The sequence below is a fragment of the Halomonas sp. A020 genome (assembly GCF_027943625.1).
In the GTDB taxonomy this organism is placed as follows: domain Bacteria; phylum Pseudomonadota; class Gammaproteobacteria; order Pseudomonadales; family Halomonadaceae; genus Vreelandella; species Vreelandella piezotolerans.
Genome location: NZ_AP022850.1, coordinates 1,246,845 through 1,269,908 on the forward strand (window position 1 = coordinate 1,246,845; position 23,064 = coordinate 1,269,908).

23 protein-coding genes are annotated in these 23,064 nt (G+C 57.5%); 2 read left to right on the forward strand and 21 right to left on the reverse strand.

Features of this window, described 5'->3' with window-relative positions; translation table 11 throughout:
* Complete coding sequence (locus FRH_RS05740; protein ID WP_058577340.1) at positions 1-1,119, reverse strand: FAD:protein FMN transferase; 1,119 nt, start codon at positions 1,117-1,119, stop codon at positions 1-3.
* 26 nt (positions 1,120-1,145) lie between these two features.
* Positions 1,146-1,946, reverse strand: a complete 801-nt coding sequence (locus FRH_RS05745) for an undecaprenyl-diphosphate phosphatase (RefSeq protein WP_058577339.1) — start codon at positions 1,944-1,946, stop codon at positions 1,146-1,148.
* 193 nt (positions 1,947-2,139) lie between these two features.
* Here FRH_RS05745 and FRH_RS05750 point away from each other — a divergent pair, with 193 nt between their 5' ends.
* On the forward strand, positions 2,140-3,333 hold the full coding sequence (locus FRH_RS05750; protein ID WP_058577338.1) for a cation diffusion facilitator family transporter: 1,194 nt from the start codon (positions 2,140-2,142) through the stop codon (positions 3,331-3,333).
* A 16-nt stretch (positions 3,334-3,349) separates the two neighbouring features.
* On the opposite strand, the gene mgtE is transcribed toward FRH_RS05750, so the two are convergent.
* The 19 genes from mgtE to argC form a co-directional block, all read right to left on the reverse strand.
* Positions 3,350-4,732, reverse strand: coding sequence for a magnesium transporter (mgtE, locus tag FRH_RS05755; RefSeq protein ID WP_058577337.1), 1,383 nt, complete (start codon positions 4,730-4,732; stop codon positions 3,350-3,352).
* A 120-nt stretch (positions 4,733-4,852) separates the two neighbouring features.
* Complete coding sequence (locus tag FRH_RS05760; RefSeq protein ID WP_044628606.1) at positions 4,853-5,281, reverse strand: F0F1 ATP synthase subunit epsilon; 429 nt, start codon at positions 5,279-5,281, stop codon at positions 4,853-4,855.
* Between the two features lie 24 nt (positions 5,282-5,305).
* A complete protein-coding gene (gene atpD, locus FRH_RS05765) occupies positions 5,306-6,685 on the reverse strand; it encodes a F0F1 ATP synthase subunit beta (RefSeq protein ID WP_058577336.1) in 1,380 nt (459 codons plus the stop codon).
* Between the two features lie 76 nt (positions 6,686-6,761).
* Positions 6,762-7,649 carry a F0F1 ATP synthase subunit gamma gene (atpG, locus tag FRH_RS05770; protein WP_058577335.1) on the reverse strand — a complete coding sequence of 296 codons (888 nt, stop codon included), beginning with the start codon at positions 7,647-7,649 and terminating at the stop codon, positions 6,762-6,764.
* A gap of 65 nt (positions 7,650-7,714) precedes the next feature.
* Positions 7,715-9,259, reverse strand: coding sequence for a F0F1 ATP synthase subunit alpha (gene atpA, locus FRH_RS05775; protein ID WP_058577334.1), 1,545 nt, complete (start codon positions 9,257-9,259; stop codon positions 7,715-7,717).
* Positions 9,260-9,275: 16 nt separating this feature from the next.
* Positions 9,276-9,809, reverse strand: coding sequence for a F0F1 ATP synthase subunit delta (locus tag FRH_RS05780; RefSeq protein WP_058577333.1), 534 nt, complete (start codon positions 9,807-9,809; stop codon positions 9,276-9,278).
* A gap of 11 nt (positions 9,810-9,820) precedes the next feature.
* Positions 9,821-10,291 (reverse strand): F0F1 ATP synthase subunit B, encoded by a 471-nt coding sequence (locus FRH_RS05785; protein WP_044628601.1) that lies wholly within the window; start codon positions 10,289-10,291, stop codon positions 9,821-9,823.
* A 76-nt stretch (positions 10,292-10,367) separates the two neighbouring features.
* On the reverse strand, positions 10,368-10,595 hold the full coding sequence (gene atpE, locus FRH_RS05790) for a F0F1 ATP synthase subunit C (protein WP_007112217.1): 228 nt from the start codon (positions 10,593-10,595) through the stop codon (positions 10,368-10,370).
* Between the two features lie 65 nt (positions 10,596-10,660).
* Positions 10,661-11,488, reverse strand: a complete 828-nt coding sequence (gene atpB, locus FRH_RS05795; protein WP_058577370.1) for a F0F1 ATP synthase subunit A — start codon at positions 11,486-11,488, stop codon at positions 10,661-10,663.
* Between the two features lie 16 nt (positions 11,489-11,504).
* Positions 11,505-11,897 (reverse strand): ATP synthase subunit I, encoded by a 393-nt coding sequence (locus FRH_RS05800; protein WP_153843635.1) that lies wholly within the window; start codon positions 11,895-11,897, stop codon positions 11,505-11,507.
* A 218-nt stretch (positions 11,898-12,115) separates the two neighbouring features.
* On the reverse strand, positions 12,116-13,042 hold the full coding sequence (locus tag FRH_RS05805) for a ParB/RepB/Spo0J family partition protein (protein WP_058577331.1): 927 nt from the start codon (positions 13,040-13,042) through the stop codon (positions 12,116-12,118).
* Positions 13,043-13,097: 55 nt separating this feature from the next.
* The gene (locus FRH_RS05810; RefSeq protein ID WP_058577330.1) at positions 13,098-13,865 is read right to left on the reverse strand and encodes a ParA family protein; all 768 of its coding nucleotides are present in this window, start codon (positions 13,863-13,865) and stop codon (positions 13,098-13,100) included.
* Complete coding sequence (rsmG, locus tag FRH_RS05815) at positions 13,865-14,530, reverse strand: 16S rRNA (guanine(527)-N(7))-methyltransferase RsmG (protein WP_058577329.1); 666 nt, start codon at positions 14,528-14,530, stop codon at positions 13,865-13,867. Before rsmG ends, FRH_RS05810 begins: the two co-directional genes overlap by 1 nt.
* On the reverse strand, positions 14,527-16,431 hold the full coding sequence (gene mnmG, locus FRH_RS05820) for a tRNA uridine-5-carboxymethylaminomethyl(34) synthesis enzyme MnmG (protein ID WP_281997955.1): 1,905 nt from the start codon (positions 16,429-16,431) through the stop codon (positions 14,527-14,529). The genes rsmG and mnmG overlap by 4 nt, the downstream gene beginning before the upstream one ends.
* 578 nt (positions 16,432-17,009) lie before the next feature.
* The gene (locus FRH_RS05825) at positions 17,010-17,768 is read right to left on the reverse strand and encodes an amino acid ABC transporter ATP-binding protein (RefSeq protein ID WP_281997956.1); all 759 of its coding nucleotides are present in this window, start codon (positions 17,766-17,768) and stop codon (positions 17,010-17,012) included.
* Between the two features lie 10 nt (positions 17,769-17,778).
* On the reverse strand, positions 17,779-18,450 hold the full coding sequence (locus tag FRH_RS05830) for an amino acid ABC transporter permease (protein WP_058577326.1): 672 nt from the start codon (positions 18,448-18,450) through the stop codon (positions 17,779-17,781).
* Positions 18,451-18,556: 106 nt separating this feature from the next.
* Positions 18,557-19,324, reverse strand: coding sequence for a transporter substrate-binding domain-containing protein (locus tag FRH_RS05835; protein ID WP_281997957.1), 768 nt, complete (start codon positions 19,322-19,324; stop codon positions 18,557-18,559).
* Positions 19,325-19,472: 148 nt separating this feature from the next.
* Positions 19,473-19,826, reverse strand: coding sequence for an iron-sulfur cluster insertion protein ErpA (erpA, locus tag FRH_RS05840; RefSeq protein ID WP_058577324.1), 354 nt, complete (start codon positions 19,824-19,826; stop codon positions 19,473-19,475).
* 215 nt (positions 19,827-20,041) lie between these two features.
* Positions 20,042-21,076 carry an N-acetyl-gamma-glutamyl-phosphate reductase gene (gene argC / locus FRH_RS05845; protein WP_281997958.1) on the reverse strand — a complete coding sequence of 345 codons (1,035 nt, stop codon included), beginning with the start codon at positions 21,074-21,076 and terminating at the stop codon, positions 20,042-20,044.
* A gap of 170 nt (positions 21,077-21,246) precedes the next feature.
* Here argC and FRH_RS05850 point away from each other — a divergent pair, with 170 nt between their 5' ends.
* Positions 21,247-23,046, forward strand: a complete 1,800-nt coding sequence (locus FRH_RS05850; protein ID WP_139526156.1) for a chloride channel protein — start codon at positions 21,247-21,249, stop codon at positions 23,044-23,046.
* Positions 23,047-23,064 lie beyond the last annotated feature (18 nt).

A 23,064-nucleotide genomic window follows, 5' to 3' on the forward strand; every position in this document is an offset into this window, starting at 1 on the left:
TCATTCACCTGTTTGCATTTGGCGATTCGCTGAGGAGGCCGTCCAGGGCTCGATGCCCAGTTCATCGATCAGCGCATCACCGAAATAGTTGACGAAGGCGGGGCTCGCCAAGCTACGCCAACGCTCCCCCTCACGTACTAACATCAAAATATTGAGGTTGTTTTCGACGGCCAGCTGCATACCCTGCTCGCTCCCCACGACGGTGAGCGCCGTGGCCCAAGCATCGGCCCAGGCATTGGAGGGGTGGAACACCGATACCGACGCTAGCTGATGCTTGATGGGCTGACCGGTTCGCGGATCCAGAAGATGAGAAAAGCGCTCGCCATCGACTTCAAAGTAGTTGCGATAATCGCCCGACGTGGCCACTGACATCCCCTCCAGCGCCAACACGTGCTGCGCTTCCGGCACGCCGCTTTGCGGTACTTCAATGCCGACACGCCAAGGCGTTTGATCTTCGATGTCCCGGTAACCGCGGGCAATCAGTCCGCCACCGATATTGACCAGATAATTATCGATGCCCTGCTGATCCAGATACGCCGCCACGCGGTCGGTGGCGTGGCCTTTGGCGACGCCGGAGAGATCGGCGAAGACATCACGCAGGCGACGTGCTTGCATGCGCTGGGTATCGACTTCCACCGCATCGAAACCAATGGTGGCCATACGCTCGCTGAGTTCGGCATCGCTGGGCACCTCTTCGGGACGTGCCTCGGGCCCAAAGCTCCATAGATTCACCACATCGCCAATGGTGATATCGAAGGCCCCTTCGCTTGCTTCCGACACCGAACGGCTAATCGCCAGCACTTCGATCAGCTCGTTGGAGAGCGGCTGCCACTCGCCAAGCGGCGCTTCGTTAAAAACGACCAGCTCGGAGTCGTCGCGGTAGGTCGACATGGCGTGGTCCACGTCTTCCATCTCGGCTAGGATGCCCTCTTCCAATGCGTTCGCGTCGCCCTGGGTGAGTGGGTCGACCAGAGTCATTTGATAATACGTACCAAAAATACCGCCCTCGAAGCGCACCGGAGACTCCAGTGGCCGATCACTTTCCGAACAGCCTGCCAATAGCGTGCCGAGCAGTGCCACGACGCCCAGTCGCCTACACGCGGTTTGATAGCCCTTCATCCGATGTCCTTCATTGAACGCGCGGGTTAAAAATGAAAAAACCAGAGTAGCCAGGCACCAAACAGCACGCGGTATACCACGAACGGCTGCATCCCCAGCTTTTTGATTACGACGAGAAAGTAGTGAATACACACGAAGGCGCTGATACCCGATAAAAGCGCCCCTATTAGCATAGCGGGTACGTCGATCGAGTGAGGCGCTTTGAAGAGATTCACCGCTTCGAGGCCACCGGCAAGCACGATGACGGGAATCGAGAGCAAGAACGAGAAGCGCGCGGCGCCTTCTCGATTCATGCCAACCATCAGCGCCGCGGTCATCGTGATCCCCGAGCGCGACGTACCGGGGATCAGCGCTAATACCTGAGCGCCGCCGATGATCAGCACGTCTTTTAGCGTCAACTGATACTCGCTGCGGATACCACGCTTTTTCCAGTCGGCGTAGCCTAGCAGTAAGCCGAACCCGATCAGGCTAAGGCCGATGATCAGCGTCGAGCGCATGTAGCCTGCGATCAGGTCATGGAGAAGAAAGCCGACGATGCACACCGGCAAGGTGGCCACGACCACCCAAAACGCCAGACGCGCATCCTCATTGACGCCTTTGCCTCTTACCGCCGTGAGGCTGCTAGCGATCATTTGCCAAATTTCCTGGCGAAAATAGAGGACGACGGCGCTCAAGCTACCCAAGTGGAGTGCCACATCGAACGCGAGACCTTGGTCTTCCCAGGTGGTGAGCACCGGCACCAAAATCAGATGAGCGGAGCTGGAAATCGGAAGAAATTCAGTGAGCCCCTGCACCACCGCCAATACTACCACTTGGAGCCAATCCATAGGTCGTCCTGTCTATGTTCTGTGTTGCGTTATGAAATGAGGTCGTCTCACCTGCAGCGGCGCTTAGGATACACATCCCAACTTTCATTGTCCGCACCGGTAACGCCTGAGAATGCACAAGAGGGTATAGAGCTTGCCCGGCGGTAAGCTACAATGGGCATCTAATGGAAGTGTGCGTCCCTGCAGGTACCTCATGACTCAGACCGTAGAAACGCCAGTGGTTCCCAACCACGAGCTAGATAGCCAAGAAGCCAAGCGTGTGACCTATATCGGCGCTTGGCTAGACGGTTTCCTGAGCGTCATTAAAGTCGCTGTGGGCTTTTTGGTCGGTTCGGCAGCCCTCATTGCCGATGGTATCCATTCGCTCTCCGACCTCGTGACCGATGGGTTCGTGCTGGCAGCCATTCACTATGGCCGCCAAGAGCCCGATAACGACCACCACTACGGCCATGGCCGGATCGAAACCCTGACCACGCTGCTGCTCGGTAGCGTGCTGATTTTCGTGGCCGGGGGTATTGCCTGGTCGAGCCTGGATCGCCTGTTCAGCGGCACGGAAGTCAATGCCCCTGGCCTGATCGCCATTGCCATTACCGTTTTGGCCCTGCTTAGCAAAGAGTGGATCTTCCGCTACACCATGCGAGTAGCAAAGCGGGTGAAATCCAAATTGCTGGAAGCCAACGCTTGGCACTCGCGCAGCGATGCCCTGTCGACTGCCGTGGTACTGGTGGCACTGGTAGGCGCTCAGTTTGGCCTGGGTTGGCTAGACGCCATCGCCGCGATCATCGTCGGGCTGTTAGTGGGTAAGGTGGGTTGGGATTTATTGTGGGAGTCCGCACGCGAGCTGGTGGATACCGCGCTGCCCGAAGATATTCAGCAGCAGATGCACGACGTCGCCTGCAGCGTGCCGGGGGTGGATAGTGTCCACGACCTGCGCACTCGCCAGTCTGCCGGGTGGGTGATGGTGGATCTGCACGTGGTGGTCGGGCCGAAGATCACCGTGTCGGAAGCCCATGAAATCGGCAACGAAGTGAGCCGTCGCCTGCGCCATGAATTCCCACTGCTGACCGACGTCATCTTCCACGTCGACCCAGAAGATGACGCTGGTGAAGGCGACCCGAGCCGCCTACCCGGCCTGCCGCTGCGTCCAGAAGTGGAAGCGGCGCTGAACGAGCGATGGTACCGCCATCCGGTGTGGCGCACGCTGAATGACCTACAGCTTCACTACTTGGACGATAAGGTCTCGGTGTCGCTGATCATTGGCGACGCCGTTCACCAGCCGCCTCAGTGTTTGGCGAGCCAGCTCAAGGCGCTCGCCAGCGACATCGAGTGGCTGGGTCATGTGGAGGTCATGTTCATCACCCGGGCGGCCAGCAGCGCCATGCGCTAGGCTACCCTAACCCAGATCAGACGCCGGCAAGTATGGCCGTTGCAATACTGAAGTAAATCAGTACGCCGGTGGCATCGATCAGCGTGGTCACCAGCGGAGCCGAGGCCGTCGCGGGGTCTACTTTGAAGCGCTCCAAAACGAACGGTAAGCACATGCCGATCAAGCTGCCAAACAGCACGATGGTCACCATGCTGAGCGCCACGATGATGGCCACCGCTTCCCCGCCGCGAAAAATCCCAATGGGGGCGACGGCAATGGCCATGGTCAAACCCAATGAACCGGCCACCAACAGCTCACGCCCAAGCATCTTGCTCCAATCCTTCACGCCCACATCGCCGGTGGCCATGCCGCGCACCATCAGCGTGGCGGCCTGCGCTCCGGCATTACCGCCACTACCGATCAGCAGCGGTAAGAAAAATACCAGCGCCACCTGAGCAGCAATGGTCTCCTCGAAATAAGCGATGCCAGCCCCCGAAAAAAGGTTGGCAAAGACCAGTAAGACCAGCCAAAACACGCGTTTGCGGTAAAGACTCCACAGCGGTACCCGGCTCACGCCATCCTCTAGCTGACCGATGGACATCCCTTTGTGGATATCTTCGGTGGCTTCCGACTCAGCGACGTCCATGGCATCGTCGTGGGTCACGATCCCTACCATACGCCCATCGGCATCGATCACCGGCAGCGCCAGCAAATCGTAGCGGGCCACGATACGCGCCACCTCCTCCTGCGCTTTGTCCACGGGCGTGTTGATGACGTCTTTAATCATGATGTCGTCGACCACTGCCCCAGGACGCGCGACCATGAGTTGACGCAGCGACATGGTGCCGATCAGATGGCCGTCGCTGTCCAACACATAGAGCTGGTAGACCGTTTCCGCATCGGGCGCGGTTTGGCGCACGCGCATCATTGCTTGTGACACCGTCATGCCACTGGCTATGGCAACATAGTCAGAGGTCATGATGGCGCCGGCAGTGCCCTCTTCATAGCTCGCCAAGCGCTTGAGATCCTCGCGCTCCTGGTGCGCCATACGACGCAACAGCGCTTCGCGACGGTCTTCCCCAAGCCGGTTGAACAAATCCGCCCGCTCATCGGAGCCCATCTCTTCGAGCAGCTTGAGCACCTGGGTATCGGACAGTTCACCTACGACCTCGAGCTGGCTCTCTTTGGGTAGATAGCCCAACACATTGGCGGCTCGTTCGGTGGAGAGAATGTCCAACACCGTCAAAGCGGCGCTTAACTCTTCATCCTCTTCGATCAGCTCTTCGAGCACTTCGCCGATGTCAGCCGAGCGGATTTCGGCGAGGCGTTCCGCCAATTGCGACTTACTGGGATCTTCCTTGACCAGCTCATCGAGCAGCTCGGTCTTCAACGCCTGTAAGGCTTCTTCGTTTAGCGCCATCGCTCGCTCCTGAGACGTTCAACTCTGGGATAACTCACCCGCATATTAACAGACAAAAAAAAAACGCCCCTTAAACCCTGAATCGGGTTTAAGGGGCGTTTGATTACGCAGAGCGTCTAACTAGCCTTTACCCGCCTTTTTACGCAGCTGCTGAATCGTTCGCAGCTGAGCAACGGCTTCGGCAAGTTCAGCGGCAGCACGGGTATAATCCAGCTCCGCTGACTTCTCGTTAAAGGCTTTCAGCGCCTGCTGACGCGCTTCCTCGGCAGCGGCCTCGTCGAGGTCGCTGGCACGCGCCGCAGCGTCTGCCAGGATCGTCACGACATCTGGCTGGACTTCCATGAAGCCGCCAGAGACAAAGAAGTTCTCTTCCTTGCCATCATCGTGGATCACGCGGATCGGGCCCGGCTGAAGCTCGGTCAGCAGCGGGGCGTGCCCCGGCAAAATGCCGAGGTCACCCATAATCCCGGAAGCAATCACCTGCTCAACCTTACCTGAGAAGATGGATGCTTCTGCGCTGACGATATTGCAAGTGAAGCTATTCGCCATAGCGAATCCCCCTAATGGACGGGATTACTTCTTCATCTGGTTGGCTTTTTCGACAGCTTCGTCGATGGAGCCGACCATGTAGAAGGCCTGTTCCGGCAGATCGTCGTAGTCACCCGCGAGGATGCCCTGGAAGCCACGAATGGTGTCTTTCAGCGACACGTACTTACCGGGCGAGCCCGTGAAGACCTCGGCCACGAAGAACGGCTGCGACAGGAAGCGCTGGATCTTACGCGCACGGGCAACGGCCAGCTTGTCTTCGTCAGACAGCTCGTCCATACCCAGAATCGCGATGATGTCCTTCAGTTCCTTGTAACGCTGCAGAACGTTCTGAACGCCACGCGCTACGTCGTAGTGCTCTTCACCGACGACCAGCGGATCCAACTGACGCGAGGTGGAGTCCAGCGGGTCGATCGCGGGGTAGATACCCAGCTCGGCGATGGAACGCGCCAGTACCACGGTCGCATCCAGGTGCGAGAAGGTGGTGGCTGGCGAGGGGTCGGTCAAGTCATCCGCCGGGACGTAAACGGCCTGTACGGAAGTGATAGAGCCCGTTTTGGTCGAGGTGATACGTTCCTGCAGAACGCCCATCTCTTCGGCCAGCGTCGGCTGATAACCTACCGCAGACGGCATACGACCCAGCAGGGCGGATACTTCGGTACCGGCCAGGGTGTAACGGTAGATGTTGTCGACGAACAGCAGAACGTCGCGGCCTTCATCACGGAATTTTTCCGCAATGGTCAAACCGGTCAGCGCCACGCGAAGACGGTTACCGGGCGGCTCGTTCATCTGACCGTAGACCAGCGCTACCTTGTCGATAACGTTGGATTCGGTCATTTCGTGATAGAAGTCGTTACCCTCACGCGTACGCTCACCGACACCAGCGAAGACAGAGTAGCCGCTGTGCTCGGTGGCGATGTTGCGGATAAGCTCCATCATGTTAACGGTTTTACCAACACCCGCACCGCCGAACAGACCGACCTTACCGCCTTTCGCGAAAGGGCAGACCAGATCGATGACCTTGATACCGGTCTCGAGCAGCTCGTTAGACGCTGCCTGATCGGCATAGCTCGGCGCTTTGCGGTGGATCGGCATACGCTCTTGCTCACCGATCTCACCTGCTTCGTCGATCGGCTCGCCGAGTACGTTCATGATGCGACCCAGCGTTTCCTTACCGACCGGTACGGAAATCGCGGCACCTGTGTTGGTTACGTCCAAGCCACGTTTCAAGCCCTCGGTGGAGCCCATGGCAATGGCGCGTACTACGCCGTCGCCCAGCTGCTGCTGGACTTCGAGGATGGTCTCAACGTTGGAGACCTTCAGCGCGTCGTAGACCTTGGGCACAGAGTCCCGCGGAAACTCTACGTCAATCACCGCGCCGATGATTTGTACGATACGTCCGCTCATCTTGGTTCCTCTCAAAAACCTGCAAATGAAACCTGTTTGCCGGGAGCCACCTTAGCGATGGCAGGCTCCCTTGGCGTTATACGGCTGAAGCGCCGCCGACGATCTCGGAAATTTCCTGGGTGATGGCGGCCTGACGGGCCTTGTTGTACACCATTTCCAGATCGTCGATCAGGTTGCCCGCGTTATCAGTGGCACTCTTCATAGCGATCATTCGGGCGGCCTGTTCGCACGCACCGTTTTCGACTACCGCCTGATACACCTGCGATTCGATGAATCGAACCAACAGGCTGTCTAGCAACGCCTTGGCATCCGGTTCATACAGGTAGTCCCAGCTTCCGGGACGGGCGTTTTCTTCGTCATGCTTAGCGTCAGCGCCCATGTCAGGCGACAGCGGAAGAAGCTGACGCACGACGGGCCGCTGGGTCATGGTGTTGACGAACTCGTTATACACCACGTACAGACGATCCAGGCGTCCTTCGTCATACGCTTCGAGCATGACCTTGACACTACCGATCAGACCCTCGACGGTCGGTGCTTCCCCTAGTCCGCTCTTGGCCGCAATCAAGTTGCCGCCATAGTTGCGGAAGAAAGCACCGGCTTTCGAACCGAGGGCACAGAAGTCCAGCTCAGCGCCTTGCTGTTTCCAGGCAACGGCGTCTTTCACCACTGCCTTGAACAGGTTGACGTTCAAGCCGCCACACAGGCCACGATCGGTGGAGACCACAATGTAACCAACACGCTTTACCTCGTTACGCTCGACCATATAGTCGTGCTTGTACTCGGGGTTCGCGTCGGCAATGTGGCCTACCACGTTACGAATCTGCTTGGCGTACGGCTGGCCAGCCTTCATCAGATCTTGCGCTTTACGCATTTTCGATGCAGCCACCATTTCCATGGCGCTGGTAATCTTCTGCGTATTTTTAATGCTCCCGATCTGGGTGCGTATCTCTTTTGCAGCTGCCATAGCGATCTACCTTTCGTTCGTGGCTCTCAGAAAGCATGCAAGCCCGCCCGTAGGCGGGCCGGACATTACCAGCTCTGAGTCGCCTTGAACTTCTCGAGACCTGACTTCAAGCCGTCCTGAATCTCACCGTTGTAGTCGCCGGTCTGGTTGATCTTATCGAGCAGCTCGCTGTGCTCGGACTTCATGTAGTCGTGCAGGGCACGTTCGAAGTCCAGCACCTTGTCGACGCTCACATCGTCCAGGTGACCTTCGTTAGCGGCGTACAGAGACAGCGCCATTTCCGCCACTGACATCGGCGAGTACTGCTTCTGCTTCATCAGTTCGGTCACGCGTTGGCCGTGCTCGAGCTGCTTGCGCGTCGCTTCATCAAGGTCAGAGGCAAACTGCGAGAACGCCGCCAGTTCACGATACTGAGCCAGGGCCAGACGAACACCGCCCCCCAGTTTCTTGATGATCTTGGTCTGCGCAGCACCACCGACACGAGAAACCGAGAGACCTGCGTTGATCGCGGGACGAATACCGGAGTTGAACAGGTTGGTTTCCAGGAAGATCTGACCATCGGTGATAGAGATAACGTTGGTCGGAACGAACGCCGATACGTCACCACCTTGTGTTTCGATGATCGGCAGTGCGGTCAAGGAACCGGTTTTGCCCTTCACTTCGCCGTTGGTGAACTTCTCGACGTAGTCGGCGTTGACGCGAGCGGCACGCTCCAACAGACGCGAGTGGAGATAGAACACGTCACCCGGGTAAGCTTCACGGCCCGGCGGACGACGCAGCAGCAGCGATACCTGGCGGTAGGCAACGGCCTGCTTGGAAAGATCGTCATACACGATCAGTGCGTCTTCACCGCGGTCACGGAAGTACTCGCCCATGGTGCAGCCAGAGTAAGCGGCCAAGAACTGCATCGGTGCCGGGTCGGCAGCGCCCGCGGCCACGACGATGGTGTGATCCATCGCGCCGTGCTCTTCTAACTTGCGCACCACGTTGGCAATGGTCGACTGCTTCTGACCGATGGCGACGTAGACACAGGTCACGCCTTTGCCTTTCTGGTTGATGATCGCATCGATGGCAATGGCGGATTTACCGATCTGACGGTCACCGATGATCAGCTCACGCTGACCACGACCGATCGGTACCATGGCGTCGATGGATTTCAGACCGGTTTGGATCGGCTCGTCAACGGACTGACGGGTAATAACGCCAGGCGCCACTTTTTCGACCGCGTCAGTCTGTTTGGCGTTGATGTCGCCTTTGCCGTCGATGGGGTTACCCAGCGCATCGACCACACGACCCACCAGCTCGGGGCCTACCGGCACTTCCAGAATGCGACCGGTACACTGGGCGGTCATGCCTTCTTCGAGCTGCAGGTAGTCACCCAGGACAACGGCACCCACGGAGTCACGCTCCAGGTTGAGTACCATGCCGAAGATGCTGTTGGGGAATTCGATCATTTCACCGAACATCGCGTCTTCGAGGCCGTGAATTTTCACGATACCGTCGGAAACGCTGACGATGGTGCCCTGATTACGGGCTTCGGATGCGACGTCAAGCTTCTCGATTCGCTGCTTGATGATGTCGCTGATCTCGGAAGGATTCAGTTGCTGCATGCCATGTCCCTCAGACTCAAGCGGTCAGCGCTTCGGAAAGTCGGTTCAATCGACCACGCACCGAACCGTCAATGACGGTATCGCCGGCACGCAGGATGACACCGCCAATCAGCGCCTTGTCCACCTGAGTAGTAATGGAGATTTCGCGATTCAGACGTTTCTTGAGCGCGTTTGCTAGCTTGGTCTGCTGTTGGCTGTCCAACTCGTAGGCGGACGTGACCAATACCTCGACTCGCTGCTCATGATCGGCACGCAGGTGCTCGAACTGTTCAGCGATGAAAGGCAGAGCCAACAGACGACCTTGGTCGGCCAGGGTATCCAGAAAGCGCGACACGTCGGTGCTCTGCTCCGGCAACATATCAGAGAGCAGAGCGACCTTTTTGTCGTTCTCGAGCTTTGGACTGCCCAGCAGGCGACGTACATCGCTGTTGGCAACCGCTGCGCTTAAAAAACCCAGCGCTTTGGACCAGCTATCAAGCGCCTCATGATCACGCGCGTATTCAAACGCCGCCTTAGCGTAAGGACGAGCGACGGTCAATAATTCCGCCATGGGTCACCTCCTTACAGTTCAGCAGCAAGCTCATCAAGTAACTTGCGATGTGCTTTCTCGTCGACCGAAGCTTCAAGGACACGCTCGGCACCTAGGATGGCGAGGTGAGAAACCTGGGCACGAAGCTCGTCTTTTGCACGATTCACTTCTTGCTCGATTTCGGAACGAGCGCTTGCCATCAGGCGTTCGCCTTCAGCGCGAGCCTGTTCGCGTGCTTCTTCGATCATTTGAGCAGAGCGCTTGTTGGCTTGCTCGAGAATTTGAGAAGCCTGCTCCTTGCTTTCACGCAGCGTTTGCTCAGCACGCTCTTGAGCAAGCTCAAGGTCGCGCGTCGCACGGCTGGCTGCGTCCAAGCCATCAGCAATTTTCTTCTGACGCTCGTGAAGCGCGTTGCTGATCGGAGGCCACACATACTTTATGCAAAACCAGACAAAGATCGCGAAGGCGATCGTCTGCCCGATAAGCGTCATGTTGATATTCACAGGGATGTACCTCTGACAAGTTCGTGGCGACCGGAGTGAAACAAAACCGAGCGGATGACCGCTCGGTCAAGCTGCATTAACCGGCGACTACGAAGATCAGGTACATCGCGATACCAACACCGATCATCGGAACGGCGTCCAGCAGACCAGCCATGATGAAGGTTTTGGTTTGCAGCTGGTCACCCAGTTCCGGCTGACGTGCAGTCGACTCGAGCAGTTTGCCGCCCAGAAGAGCGAAGCCAATGCCGGTAGCCAGTGCGCCCAGACCGATGATGATAGCAGCTGAGAGATAAACCATTTCCATGATGTTGCTCCTGAGTTTAAGTTTTGGTTAAGGGTTGAGGGTTAATGAAAACGTCGTTGCTTGGTTTAGTGGTGTTCGTGCGCCGCGCTGAGGTAAACCACCGACAGCGTGGTGAAAATAAAGGCCTGCAGCGTTACCACGAGGATGTGGAAGATGGCCCATGGCACGTCCAACAGCCAGATTGCCCAGAACGGTAGTAGCGCAATCAGGATAAAGATAACTTCACCGGCGAACATGTTACCGAACAGACGCAGGCCGAGACCCAGCGGCTTCACCAGCAGGCCGATCACTTCAAGTACCAGGTTGAAGGGGATTAGCGCCCAGTGATTGAACGGCGTTAGTGACAATTCTTTGGCGAAACCACCGGCACCTTTGACTTTGATGCTGTAGTAGATGATCAAACAGAACACGCCTAGCGCCATACCCAGCGTGGCATTGGGGTCCGTGGTCGGTACGATTTTCATGTACTCGACGCCCAGTCGCTTGAAGAGCTCGGGGCCATAGTCGACCGGGATGATCTTCAGCGTGTTCATGAGCAGAATCCACACGAACAGCGTGAGCGCTAGAGGCGCAATGATGGGGTTGCGGCCATGGAACGTGGCCCGCGTGAGGTTTTCGATGAACTCGACAACCATCTCAACAGCATTTTGCAGGCCGCTGGGAACGCCGGTGGTCGCCGCTTTACCGGCTTTACGGAAAATCCAGATGAACAGAAGGCCCATGGCGATGGACCAGCCCATGGTGTCCAAGTGAATGGCCCAAAAGCCCATTTCACGGGCTTCTTCGGCGGAGTGCGCCAGCGACCAGCCATTTTCTGGGTGTTTACCAAAGGTCAGGTTCTGCAAGTGGTGCTGGATATAGTAAGTCGATGAGACTTCGTTTCCTGCGGCCATAGACATGTCACCTCAATCAGTTGTGCGATTTCCCAGGCATTAGCCAAGGCGCAAGCCAATGCGTCAGAACAACCGCAACATAAGCACTAAAAAAGAAAGCGGGGTTTGAGGGGGGCACTACCACGAACACCAGCGCAAACAGCGCCACCGTCAAACCAAACTTGCCTGCCTCGGCACGAAACAGGTCCATTGCGCCCGATATTCGGCGCGTATTGCGAAAAATTCCTAACCGCTGTATGAAGAAAGCATGCGGTAGCAGTGCTACCAACGCTCCCGTTATGACCGACACGACCCCTGGCATCTGAGCAAAGGGGTAAACAAGCATTGCGCCGACTAGCATGACAACGAGCTGGGCGCAGATAAGTCGGACTACATAGGCTCGCCTGCGCTGGGTTTCAATTCGCTGCATATGCTTTCAACATCGTGCCTGTTCGCCAACGATTCCCCAGCGCGTTAAGCGGGTTGCTCACGGTGCCTTCTGGCATACCTATAAGCAACCTGCACAAATCTTGCGCGATTATAGGGAAGCGCTATCACACCTTCAACCGAAGTTGCACGGATTTCGCGCGTTTCAGCGCCGACTTGCGACCAAAGGGTGAAAAACTGGCCGCATCTTCCATTAGCCTGCTATTTAATATGCGCCAGGATTCCGTCCAACTCTTCGAGGCTAGTGTAGCGAATGGTGACCTTCCCCTTGCCCTTTTGGCCATGGTCGATCGACACCGGGGCACCCAGCAGTTCGCCTAAATGCGTCTCGAGCCGAGCAACGTCCGGTGTTTTGGAGACCTGCTTGGGAGATGAGGTAGACGCCTGTTGAGTCTGAACTTTTTTTACCAATGCCTCGGTGTCGCGCACCGTAAGATCTTTATTGACCACTTCGTGGGCCACCTGACGCTGCTGGGCACTGGACAGCGATAGCAGCGCTCGGGCGTGGCCCATATCGAGATCTCCCCGCTCCAGCAGTGTCTGCACTTCCGGGTCGAGGGCGAGCAGGCGCAGAAGATTGGCCACTTGGGTCCGGGATTTTCCTACTGCATCGGCGATCTGCTGCTGCGTTAGCTCGAATTCGTCGCCCAGGCGCTTCAAGGCCAATGACTCTTCGATCGCGTTGAGATTTTCCCGCTGAATGTTTTCGATCAGCGCCAGCGCCAGCGCTACCTCATCGCTAACGTGGCGAATGACGGCGGGAATGACGTCTAGCTCGGCCAACTGCGCCGCTCGCCAGCGCCGCTCACCGGCAATGATTTCGTAACGCTCTTGGCCAATGGGACGAACGACAATGGGTTGCATGACCCCTTGGGCGCGAATGGAGTCGGCAAGCTCTTCCAGCGCTTCGGGCTGAATGTCGCGGCGAGGTTGATACTTGCCACGTGTCAATTGACCCAGCGGCAGGCGCTCCAAACGTTCGGGGGCGTCATCCGACATGCCCTCGGGTAGGGACGCCTCAGCGTTGTCCAGCGTTGTCTCGCCGGTGAGATCCAAACTGTCACGACGACGGGCGCCCGCACCAATCAGGGCATCCAGGCCACGTCCTAGCGCGCGTTTACGCGTCATTCGCTTTCCCTCGTACTTTTTATGTTACGTACTGTTAACGCTACGGTAGCCACCGTTACAACGATAGGCGCCGAATCATCTCTTTGGCCAGCACGCGATAGGCTTGGCTACCCCGCGAGAAACGCGCATATTGGGTCACAGGAACACCATGGCTCGGCGCTTCAGCGACTTTGACGTTGCGCGGAATGGTCGTTTTGAGCAGCGCATCACCGAAAAAGTCGCGCAGTTGCTTATCCACTTCCCGAGTGAGGCTGGTGCGCTTGTCGTACATGGTGCGCAGAATGCCCGACACGGCAAGCTCGGGGTTCACACTTTGCTTGATCTGCTCCACGGTATCCAGCAATGCCGAGAGGCCTTCCAGCGCATAAAACTCGCACTGCAGCGGGATCAGCACGCCGTGGGCTGCCGTCAGAGCATTCACGGTCAGCATGTTCAGCGACGGGGGGCAGTCGATCAGCACCACGTCATAGTCGTTTGCAACGCTGGCGAGCGCTAGTGACAAGCGACTTTGGCGTTGGTCGCTATCCAGTAGTTCCACTTCTGCTGCCGTCAGGTCACCGTTACCAGGGAGCACATCGTAGCGCACCGTTTGCCCGCGCACGATGACGTCACCAGCGGAGGCCTCGCCAAGCAGCACGTCGAGTACGCTTTTTTCAAGATCGTATTTATCGATCCCGCTGCCCATGCTGGCGTGTCCCTGGGGATCGAGATCCACCAACAGTACGCGGCGATCCAGAGCCGCCAGGCTCGCGGCCAGGTTAACGGCTGAAGTGGTCTTGCCCACGCCGCCTTTTTGGTTGGTCAGGGCAATGATCTGGCTCACTACGCAACTCCTTTTGGGGTCAGGATCAACAGCTGCCGCTCGGCGGTTTCGAAGGGTACATTCAACAAGTGGCGTTCACTCAGTGCAATGCCGTCGGGCAATTCGCGCAGCTCATCATCGGCACCGGGACCTTTCATCGCTAGCCACTGACCGTCGGCGGCAGGCAGTGAATGGGTCAACGTCACGAAGTCGACCAGACTGGCAAACGCCCGCGAAATCACTTGATCGAACGATTGCCCGGTAAACTGCTCGACGCGGGCTTGGGTCGGGGTCACGTTCGTCAGTGACAGCTCCATCACTGCTTGACGCTGGAAACGTACTTTTTTGCCATTGCTATCCAACAGCGTTACCCGAAGCTCCGGGTTCATGATGGCCAGTACCAAGCCCGGCAGGCCTGGCCCCGCCCCTACGTCGAGAAGCTCAGGACCATGAACGTAGGGCGCCACGGCGGCGCTATCCAGCACATGACGGGAGACCATCTCCTCGACATCGCGCACTGCAGTGAGGTTATAAGCCCGATTCCACTTGTGCAACAGCGCTAGTAATCCGAGCAGTTGCTCTCGTTGCGTCGTCGTCACGGATACGCCCAGGTCGGCCAGCCCCTGGTCCAACTTGGGCGCAACGCCGCTGGGCAGCAGATCGATCAATGGCTGCAGTGCGCTCATCCGTTGGCGACCTCGGTATGACTGACCAAACGGCGCTTTTTCAGGTGAATCAACAGAATCGATACCGCCGCTGGCGTCACACCGGAAATACGTGCGGCTTGCGCGAGGGTTTCCGGGCGCGCAGCGCTGAGCTTTTGGCGGATCTCATGGGAGAGCCCTTCCACCGTCTGATAATCCAGTTCGGCGGGTAACGGGGTCGCTTCGTGGCGCTTCAGCTTATCGATTTCATCCTGCTGACGGTCGATATAGCCCTGATACTTGGCCTGAATCTGCACCTGCTCGGCGACCGCGTCGTCGTCGATATCGCCGCTCTCCATGCCAGGTAGCTCGGCGATATCGGCATAGGTTAGCTCGGGCCGCTTCAGTAGATCACTCAGATTGTACTCACGCGGCAGCGGTTTACCGGTCTTTTCGGCAATTTTCGCAGCGGCCGGGCTGTTGGGCTGTACCCAAGCAGTGGCCAGACGCGCCGTTTCACGCTCGATGGCGTCACGCTTTTGACTAAAGGCTGCCCAACGAGCATCGTCGACCAAACCCAAACTGCGGCCTTTCTCGGTCAAGCGCAGATCGGCATTGTCTTCACGCAGCAGCAAACGGTACTCCGCACGGGACGTGAACATACGGTAGGGCTCTTTGGTGCCCATGGTGATCAAGTCGTCTACCAGTACGCCCAAGTAAGCTTCATCACGGCGCGGGTACCACGCCTCGAGCTGCTTGGCGCGGCGAGCGGCGTTCAAGCCCGCCAACAGACCTTGCGCGCCGGCTTCTTCGTAACCGGTGGTGCCGTTGATCTGTCCGGCAAAAAACAGGTTGTGGATAAATTTCGTTTCCAGCGAGTGTTTCAAATCCCGTGGATCGAAGAAATCGTACTCGATGGCGTAACCAGGACGCGTGATGTGCGCGTTTTCGAGTCCTTTGATCGAGCGTACCACCTGCAACTGCACGTCGAAAGGCAGCGAGGTCGAGATGCCGTTGGGGTAGAGCTCGTGGGTATCCAAGCCTTCCGGTTCGATGAATACCTGATGGCTCGATTTGTCGGCAAAGCGGTGCACTTTGTCTTCGATCGACGGACAGTAGCGTGGCCCGATGCCCTCGATCACGCCGGAGTACATCGGCGAGCGATCCAGGTTACCCAAGATGATCTCGTGGGTGCGCTCGTTGGTGTGCGCAATATGGCAGCTCACCTGCTGGGGGTGCATTTCCCGCGAGCCGAGATAAGACATCACCGGCGTTGGCGTATCGCCTGGCTGCTCTTCCAATTGGGAAAAATCGACGGTTTTGGCGTTGATACGCGGCGGCGTACCGGTTTTGAGCCGATCAACGTGAAATGGCAGTGCCCGCAGTCGTTCAGCCAGTGCGTTGGAAGGCGGATCACCGGCGCGGCCGCCGCGGCTTTGATCGAGTCCAATGTGAATAACCCCACCCAGGAAGGTACCGGTCGAGAGCACGACGGATTCCGCGTAGAAGCGAATGCCCGTCTCGGTCACGACGCCACGCACGGTGTCGTTATCCACAATGAGATCGCCAGCCGCCTGCTGAAAAATCGTCAGGTTGGGTTGGTTTTCCAACATGCCGCGAATGGCGGCTTTGTAGCGGACGCGATCAGCCTGGGCACGAGTTGCGCGTACCGCGGGCCCTTTACGTGCATTGAGCACGCGAAACTGGATGCCGCCTAAATCCGTGGCTAGCCCCATTGCACCGCCGAGCGCATCGATTTCTTTGACCAAATGACTTTTGCCAATGCCACCGATGGCCGGGTTGCACGACATTTGGCCGAGCGTCTCGATGTTGTGGGTCAGCAATAGGGTTTGACAGCCCATACGAGCAGAGGCCAGTGCGGCTTCGGTTCCCGCATGGCCACCGCCGATGACAATCACGTCAAAGCGGTCGGGGTAATTCAAGAGACACCTCGTCTTGCGCCTATTGGCACGGATGATGTGGTCAGCGATTCGCCGCTGATGAAATTAGCCCGCCAGTATAAACCTCCTGTGGGTAACCGTCAGGTTTTTCCACACCCCGTATGGAACGCAGTGCCGTTATTAATAACAAAATAAAAATATATAAGAGAAGTTCTGTTGATGTTGTAACTATTGGTGTGGACAAAATCTGTTGATAAGTCAATATTCTCTATATTTTTTATGACCTTATATTGTTGACCTTTACGTGATTAAAGGGCGGAGTGCCTGCGTAGAAGCGGTGGCGGAGCTGTGGATGAAACATCGACTTACCCACAACGCTGCCTGACAACGGGTTATCCACCTATGGATACCGTGCTTGTTACCGTACCTGTGAACAAGCCGGTCGATACGGCCGTATCGCTTGAAGAGGTACCCATGCTGGGGGCTGTGGCGATGTAAGAGTGTGCTTGTAAAAAATAGTATCCACAGGCAAAAAAAATGGCCTGTCAGCAAGACAGGCCATTGGGTGGGTCGTTTTTTGTGCTCTGTTTACCTCGAATGGAGCAAAGATCGAGGGCGCATCAGTGCTTGAGTACGCGCGCCAAAAACGATTGGGTGCGCTCGTGTCGAGGCGTATCAAAGAGCTGCTCGGGGGGGCCTTGTTCGGCAATTTCGCCCTTATGGATAAAGATGATACGGTCGGCTACCTCACGGGCAAAGCCCATTTCGTGGGTCACGATCACCATGGTCATGCCCTCTTTGGCGAGCTCCCGCATGGCATCCAGCACTTCACCAATCATCTCGGGATCGAGCGCCGACGTTGGCTCGTCGAACAGCATGAGGCGCGGCTCCATCGCCAACGCACGCGCCAGCGCCACACGCTGCTGCTGGCCGCCAGAGAGCTGGCTGGGATACTTGTTGGCCTGATCGGCAATGCCGACGCGCTCCAGCAGCCGCTTGGCGGTCTCTTCGGCGTCTTGGCGGCTCCAGCCGCGCACCTTCATCGGCGCCAGCGTGATGTTGTCGAGCACGCTCAGATGGGGAAAGAGGTTGAACTGTTGGAACACCATGCCCACTTCGGTACGGATGGTTTGCAGCGCCTGGCTGCTTTTACCGTTGGGCAACAGCGTGTTGCCGTCGACCTCTAAACTACCTGACTGAAACTCTTCCAGACCGTTGATACAGCGGATCAACGTGGACTTGCCGGAACCACTGGCTCCGATGACCACGACGACCTCACCCGGGACGATGTCCAGGTCGATATCCTTGAGAACGTGCAGACTGCCAAAGTGCTTGTGGAGCTTTTGCATACGCACAATGGGCGTTTGAGTTGAAGTCATCGTGCGCTCCTTATTGTCCGGCGAGGCCACGGCGCTCTAGTTGACGCAGCACCAGGGAAAGGGTCCAGGTAATGGCGAGATACATCAGCGCCACCATGAAGTAGACCTCCAACGCGGTGAAGGTGGTCGCGATATAGATTTGCCCTTGGCGTACTAGCTCACTCACCCCGATGACGGAGAAGAGCGAGGTGTCTTTGATACTGATGATGCCCTGATTGCCGAGCGGCGGAATCATGCGGCGCAGTGCCTGAGGCCAGATGACATAGCGGAAGGCTTGTACCCTAGAGAGGCCAAGTGAAAGCGATGCTTCGCGCTGGCCGCGTTCGATGGATTGCACGCCGCCGCGAACGATCTCGGAGATATAAGCCCCAGAGTTGACGGCAATGGCGGCAATACCCGCGACCAGGGCATTGATGGGCCCACCCAGCAGTTGCGGCAAGCCGTAAAAGATGAAAAGCACCTGGACTAAGATGGGGGTGCCGCGGAATACCTCGACGTATACGATGGCAGGCCAGCGCAACCAGCGCACGGGACTAATGCGCAGCAGGCCGAAGAAAATACCGATGAAAAAGCCAATCGCTAGACCGCCAAAGGAGATCAGTAGCGTCCAGGGAATACCGGGTAATAAATAGGGGATCGAGCTAAACGCAGCCGACCAGTCGAACTGAAAGTTAACGTCCACGCGTTATCTCCAGGTAAAGAAAACAACGACACAGGGCCGGGGGAAATGGCCGCCCGGCCCTGTGGTGAGAATCGCTTCAAGCGTTGGCGATGAGCTATTGCGCGATTTAGTCAGCGCTAGGGGCTTCACCGAACCATTTGGTGTAGATCTCGTCGTAGGTGCCATCTTCACGCATAGCGGCTAGTGCCTCATTGGTCGGCTCTACCCACTCGCTGCCTTTGTGGAAGACGATGCCGTACTGCTGACCTTCGTATAGCGGGCCGACGACCTTAGTACGTCCCTCACCACGGGTTTGTGAGAAGTAAGCTACGTTGGGCGCATCGTAAAGTACGGCATCGACGTTACGGCCCAGCAGTGCCATGTACATATCGGCGGTGCCGGGATAGGGCGTGATGTCGGCGTTCTTGCCTAGCTCTTGTTGTAGGAAGTCGTAGCTGGTGGAGCCGATTTTGGTGGCCACTGACAGCCCTTCGAGATCCTCGATGGAGGAGACCTCTTCGTTGTCGGCGCGTACGATGATTTGCAGACCGGAGTCGTAGTAGGGATCGGAGAAGTCGACGACTTGAGCGCGCTCTTCAGTGATAGTGGTGCCCGCAATGGCGATTTCTTGACTGCCGGTTTGCACCGCAGGAATGATGCCCGAGAACTCCATGGTGGTGAGATTGACTTCGAAGCCAGCGCGCTCGGCCACTTCGTTGATGATGTCCATGTCGAAGCCGATCATTTCACCGGTATCGGGGTCGAGCATTTCGAAAGGCACAAAGCTTGGGTCAGTGGCCACGTTGACGGTAGGCGTTTGCGCAAACGCAGTGGTACTGCCCAAGCCCAGTGTAATGGCCGTGGCGATCGCAGAGGTAGTGAATAGGTGTTTCATTAGTTTCCCCATGTTTTATGTGGTTAGCCACGCAATTTATAGAATTTTTTTTCTTATAAATCGGCTAGGCAACCGTTATTGACCTTTCAACCTTGGCGAGAAACCGCCAAGGCGTCAAGTCATGGGGAGCGGTTGTCACCAACGCTGGTCACACCATAAACGAGGCGCCACACCCGCAAGTGGTGGTGGCATTGGGGTTTTGGACACGAAAACGCGCACCCGCCAGGCCCTCTTCATAATCGACCGTGGAGCCGACCAAGTACTGGTAGGAGAGCGGGTCGACCACCAGCGTGGCGTCGCCAAACTCGATCAGCGTGTCGTCGTCGGCAACGCTATCCGCGAAGTCGAAACCGTACTGAAAACCCGAGCAGCCGCCACCGGTGACGTAGACGCGCAGTTTCAGTGCCGGGTTACTCTCTTCGGCCATCAACGCTTTGATACGTTTGCGTGCGCTGTCCGACAGTAACAGGGGGGTTGGAACAAAAGCTTCTGCACCGCTCATGGGTACCTCCCGCGAGCTTTAAAAACGAATAATCCGCAATGAGGGACGATTATGGGTAATTCCCAGCAAATTGGTCAACTATTGCATCGGCATATCAAGCAGAGGGCAGCTCGCCGAGGAGGCGCTGTGAATCCTTCCATGGAAGCTACATTTGCCCTCCTTGGCAAATGACCTCCTCTCTGAGCTGCCCTCTGCATGCTGGTTTTGCGAGTTGTTTAAGGCATCAGCGCAGGAGCGTTCAGGCCCATGTGTTCGTCGAAGCCAAACATCAGGTTGAGGTTTTGGATGGCTTGACCCGAGGCACCCTTCACGAGGTTATCGATGACCGACAGGACCACGACCGTATTGCCGTCATTCGGGCGGTGGACGGCGATCCGGCAGGTATTGTTGCCTTTGACACTGCGGGTTTCTGGATGGCTGCCGGCAGGCATCACGTCGACGAACGGCTCGTTGGCGTAACGCTGCTCGAACAGTGCCTGTAAGTCGCCGTGCTCTGTGGTAAGCGTGCCATAGAGCGTGGCGTGAATGCCGCGGATCATGGGAGTCAAATGGGGGACGAAGGTCAACCCCACTGGATGGGACTGCATGTCGCCCAAGCCTTGACGGATCTCCGGCAGATGGCGGTGGCCGCCCGCGCCGTAGGCTTTCATGGATTCACTGGCCTCGGCCAGTAGCGAGCCGACCTTGGCACCGCGACCAGCGCCGGTTACGCCGGATTTACAGTCGGCAATCAGCTGGCTCGGATCGATCAAGCCAGCCTCCAATAGCGGTAAGTAACCAAGCTGAACCGCCGTGGGATAGCAGCCGGGCACCGCGATCAGGCGCGCTGTCTTGATCTTTTCGCGATGCATTTCAGGGAGGCCGTAGACGGCTTCTTCGAGCAGTTCGGGCGCGCCGTGGGGTTGGTCGTACCAACGGCTCCACTCGTCGGCATCGCGCAGCCGGAAGTCGGCGGAGAGATCGATCACCCGAGTGCCGTTGGCCAGCAGCTCGCCGGCAAGCGCGTGAGCAACGCCATGGGGCGTGGCGAAAAAGACCGCATCCATCGCGCCCAGCGCCTGAGCGTCGGGTTCGCTAAACGCCAAGGTGTCATAGTAGCCGCGCAAATTAGGGTACATGTCGCACACTTTTACGCCCGTCTCCGAGCGCGAGGTAATGGCCTTGACGTTTACCTGAGGGTGCTGAGCCAGCAGTCTGAGAAGTTCGACGCCGGTATAACCGGTGCCGCCCACGATGCCAACGTTTATCACAAACCACTCCTTGTGCGCTTCGCGCAATCGACGCTTGAATAATTAACAGCCTAATGAGTGTGACCAGGCTGTCGAAGTGTATCCAGCTATGATACACAAGAGAGGCAGCGCTTGAGAGCGCTGCACAGCACGAGACAGTGAAACGAACAACAAACGCAAGGACGGACGTTGTGGCACGTTTTTCTCGGTCAGACTTCACCCTAGAGAGCTTTCGCCGCCAATTGGCGAACGTGGATGCGTTGCCGCAGCTATGTGTGCTGGGGCTGGTGTCCGGGGTGATTACCGGGGCGGTGATGGTGGCGTTTCGCCTGCTGCTGGAAGCGGGGGCGGCGCTCTACATGCCGGACGGTGATCCGGAAGCCTTCGAAGGGTTGACGCCTTGGCTAAGAGCACTTCTGCCGATCATGGCCGTCACGTTGATTGGTCTGTTGCTCTATCGGCAGCGGTCTACCGCACGCAAACTCGGCGTCAGCCATGTGATCGAGCGACTGACCTATCATCAGGGTCGCTTCCCGCTGCGCAACTGGCTGAATCAATGGTGGGTGGGTGTGGTTTCGGTGCTTGGTGGTTTGTCCGCCGGGCGCGAAGGCCCGGCGATCCACTTGGGCGCGGCGGCGTCCAGCGGGTTAGGGCTTAAGCTGCGGCTGCCCAATAATAGCTTGCGGGTGTTGGTGGCTTGCGGCACGGCGGCGGGTATTTCCGCTTCGTTCAATACGCCCATTGCGGGGGTCATCTTTGCCATGGAAGTGGTGATGATGGAGTACACCCTGATGAGCTTCATGCCGGTGATCCTGGCCTCCACCATGGGCGCGCTGGTGGCGCAGGTGATGTATGGCAACGAGCCTGCGTTTCGCATTCCCGAGGTGGCGTTAGGCTCGCTGATGAATCTGCCTTGGATCGTGGTGATTGGCTTGGTCATAGGTTTGATGGCAGGGCTCTTCATCCATATTTCACGAAGTCAGCGCCTACAAACCCTGCCGCTGTGGTTGAGATTGGGCGTCGTGGGTGTCGGCACCGGGGTATTGGCGTGGTGGTTTCCGGAGATTCAAGGAATTGGCTATGACAGTGTCGCCGCGGCACTGAATAATCAGTTGGCTATCAACGTTCTGCTGGCGCTGATGGTGGCCAAACTGTTGATCACGGCGATAACCGTCGCAGGCGGTGTGCCGATTGGTATTATTGGCCCGGTACTGGTGGCGGGGGCAGCCACTGGGGCCCTGGGTGGCATGCTCGGCGGCTGGCTATGGCCCGAGAAAGCCGCTGACCCGGGCATTTACGCCATGCTCGGCATGGCAGCGATGATGGGGGCTGTTCTACAGGCGCCTCTCGCGGCGCTGATGGCGCTACTAGAGCTGACGCATACCCCCAATATCATGTTGCCGGGAATGCTGGTCGTGGTGGTGGCCTGCTTGACGTCGCGCCAGCTGACGGGCTGTGAAGGTTTCTTCATTAGCTCGGTACGCTACGGGTTACACCCCCTTCAGCAGCCGCTGATGCAGGCGCTTTCCCGGGTCTCGGTCCCAGCGGTCATGGAGCGTCGCTTAGTGCGCACTGAACGAATGATCACACCTGACCAAGCCCGCCGCTTGCTGGAAACCAACCCCATGTGGCTGGTGATCGAGCGCTCCAGTGATGACAAGCCCGTGCTGGCGCTGAAGGCGGCAGAGCTTGCTCGCTGGCTCTTGGAGCATGACGAAGCGCTCAATGGCGAAGCACCGCCGGAAGATGAGTTGGTGGATCTCTTGGAGATTCCCGGCCAACGGTTGGAAATGGCCCCGATTGGGCTACAGGCCACACTATCCGAGGCGTTTTTGAAGCTTCAAGACAGCGCGCTTGGGGCACTGTACGTCGTACATGGCTATCGACCAAAGCAGCAGCGAATTTCAGGTATCATTACTCGTGGCGCGATCGAGCGTTATTACCACTACACTGACGCTCGACAGCCGGATGTCCGTGATACTGATCCCTAATAAAGAGCCCACCGCCTA

Coding starts and splice junctions, on each gene's coding strand:
- atpD (WP_058577336.1), bottom strand. CDS start 6,685: ATGAGCGGACGTATCGTACAAATCATCGGCGCGGTGATTGACGTAGAG.
- FRH_RS05760 (WP_044628606.1), bottom strand. CDS start 5,281: ATGGCGAATAGCTTCACTTGCAATATCGTCAGCGCAGAAGCATCCATC.
- atpB (WP_058577370.1), bottom strand. CDS start 11,488: ATGGCCGCAGGAAACGAAGTCTCATCGACTTACTATATCCAGCACCAC.
- FRH_RS05780 (WP_058577333.1), bottom strand. CDS start 9,809: ATGGCGGAATTATTGACCGTCGCTCGTCCTTACGCTAAGGCGGCGTTT.
- mgtE (WP_058577337.1), bottom strand. CDS start 4,732: ATGGCGCTAAACGAAGAAGCCTTACAGGCGTTGAAGACCGAGCTGCTC.
- atpE (WP_007112217.1), bottom strand. CDS start 10,595: ATGGAAATGGTTTATCTCTCAGCTGCTATCATCATCGGTCTGGGCGCA.
- FRH_RS05825 (WP_281997956.1), bottom strand. CDS start 17,768: ATGACTTCAACTCAAACGCCCATTGTGCGTATGCAAAAGCTCCACAAG.
- FRH_RS05805 (WP_058577331.1), bottom strand. CDS start 13,042: ATGACGCGTAAACGCGCGCTAGGACGTGGCCTGGATGCCCTGATTGGT.
- FRH_RS05740 (WP_058577340.1), bottom strand. CDS start 1,119: ATGAAGGGCTATCAAACCGCGTGTAGGCGACTGGGCGTCGTGGCACTG.
- FRH_RS05800 (WP_153843635.1), bottom strand. CDS start 11,897: ATGCAGCGAATTGAAACCCAGCGCAGGCGAGCCTATGTAGTCCGACTT.
- atpA (WP_058577334.1), bottom strand. CDS start 9,259: ATGCAGCAACTGAATCCTTCCGAGATCAGCGACATCATCAAGCAGCGA.
- FRH_RS05835 (WP_281997957.1), bottom strand. CDS start 19,324: ATGAAACACCTATTCACTACCTCTGCGATCGCCACGGCCATTACACTG.
- rsmG (WP_058577329.1), bottom strand. CDS start 14,530: ATGAGCGCACTGCAGCCATTGATCGATCTGCTGCCCAGCGGCGTTGCG.
- FRH_RS05745 (WP_058577339.1), bottom strand. CDS start 1,946: ATGGATTGGCTCCAAGTGGTAGTATTGGCGGTGGTGCAGGGGCTCACT.
- atpG (WP_058577335.1), bottom strand. CDS start 7,649: ATGGCAGCTGCAAAAGAGATACGCACCCAGATCGGGAGCATTAAAAAT.
- erpA (WP_058577324.1), bottom strand. CDS start 19,826: ATGAGCGGTGCAGAAGCTTTTGTTCCAACCCCCCTGTTACTGTCGGAC.
- FRH_RS05750 (WP_058577338.1), top strand. CDS start 2,140: ATGACTCAGACCGTAGAAACGCCAGTGGTTCCCAACCACGAGCTAGAT.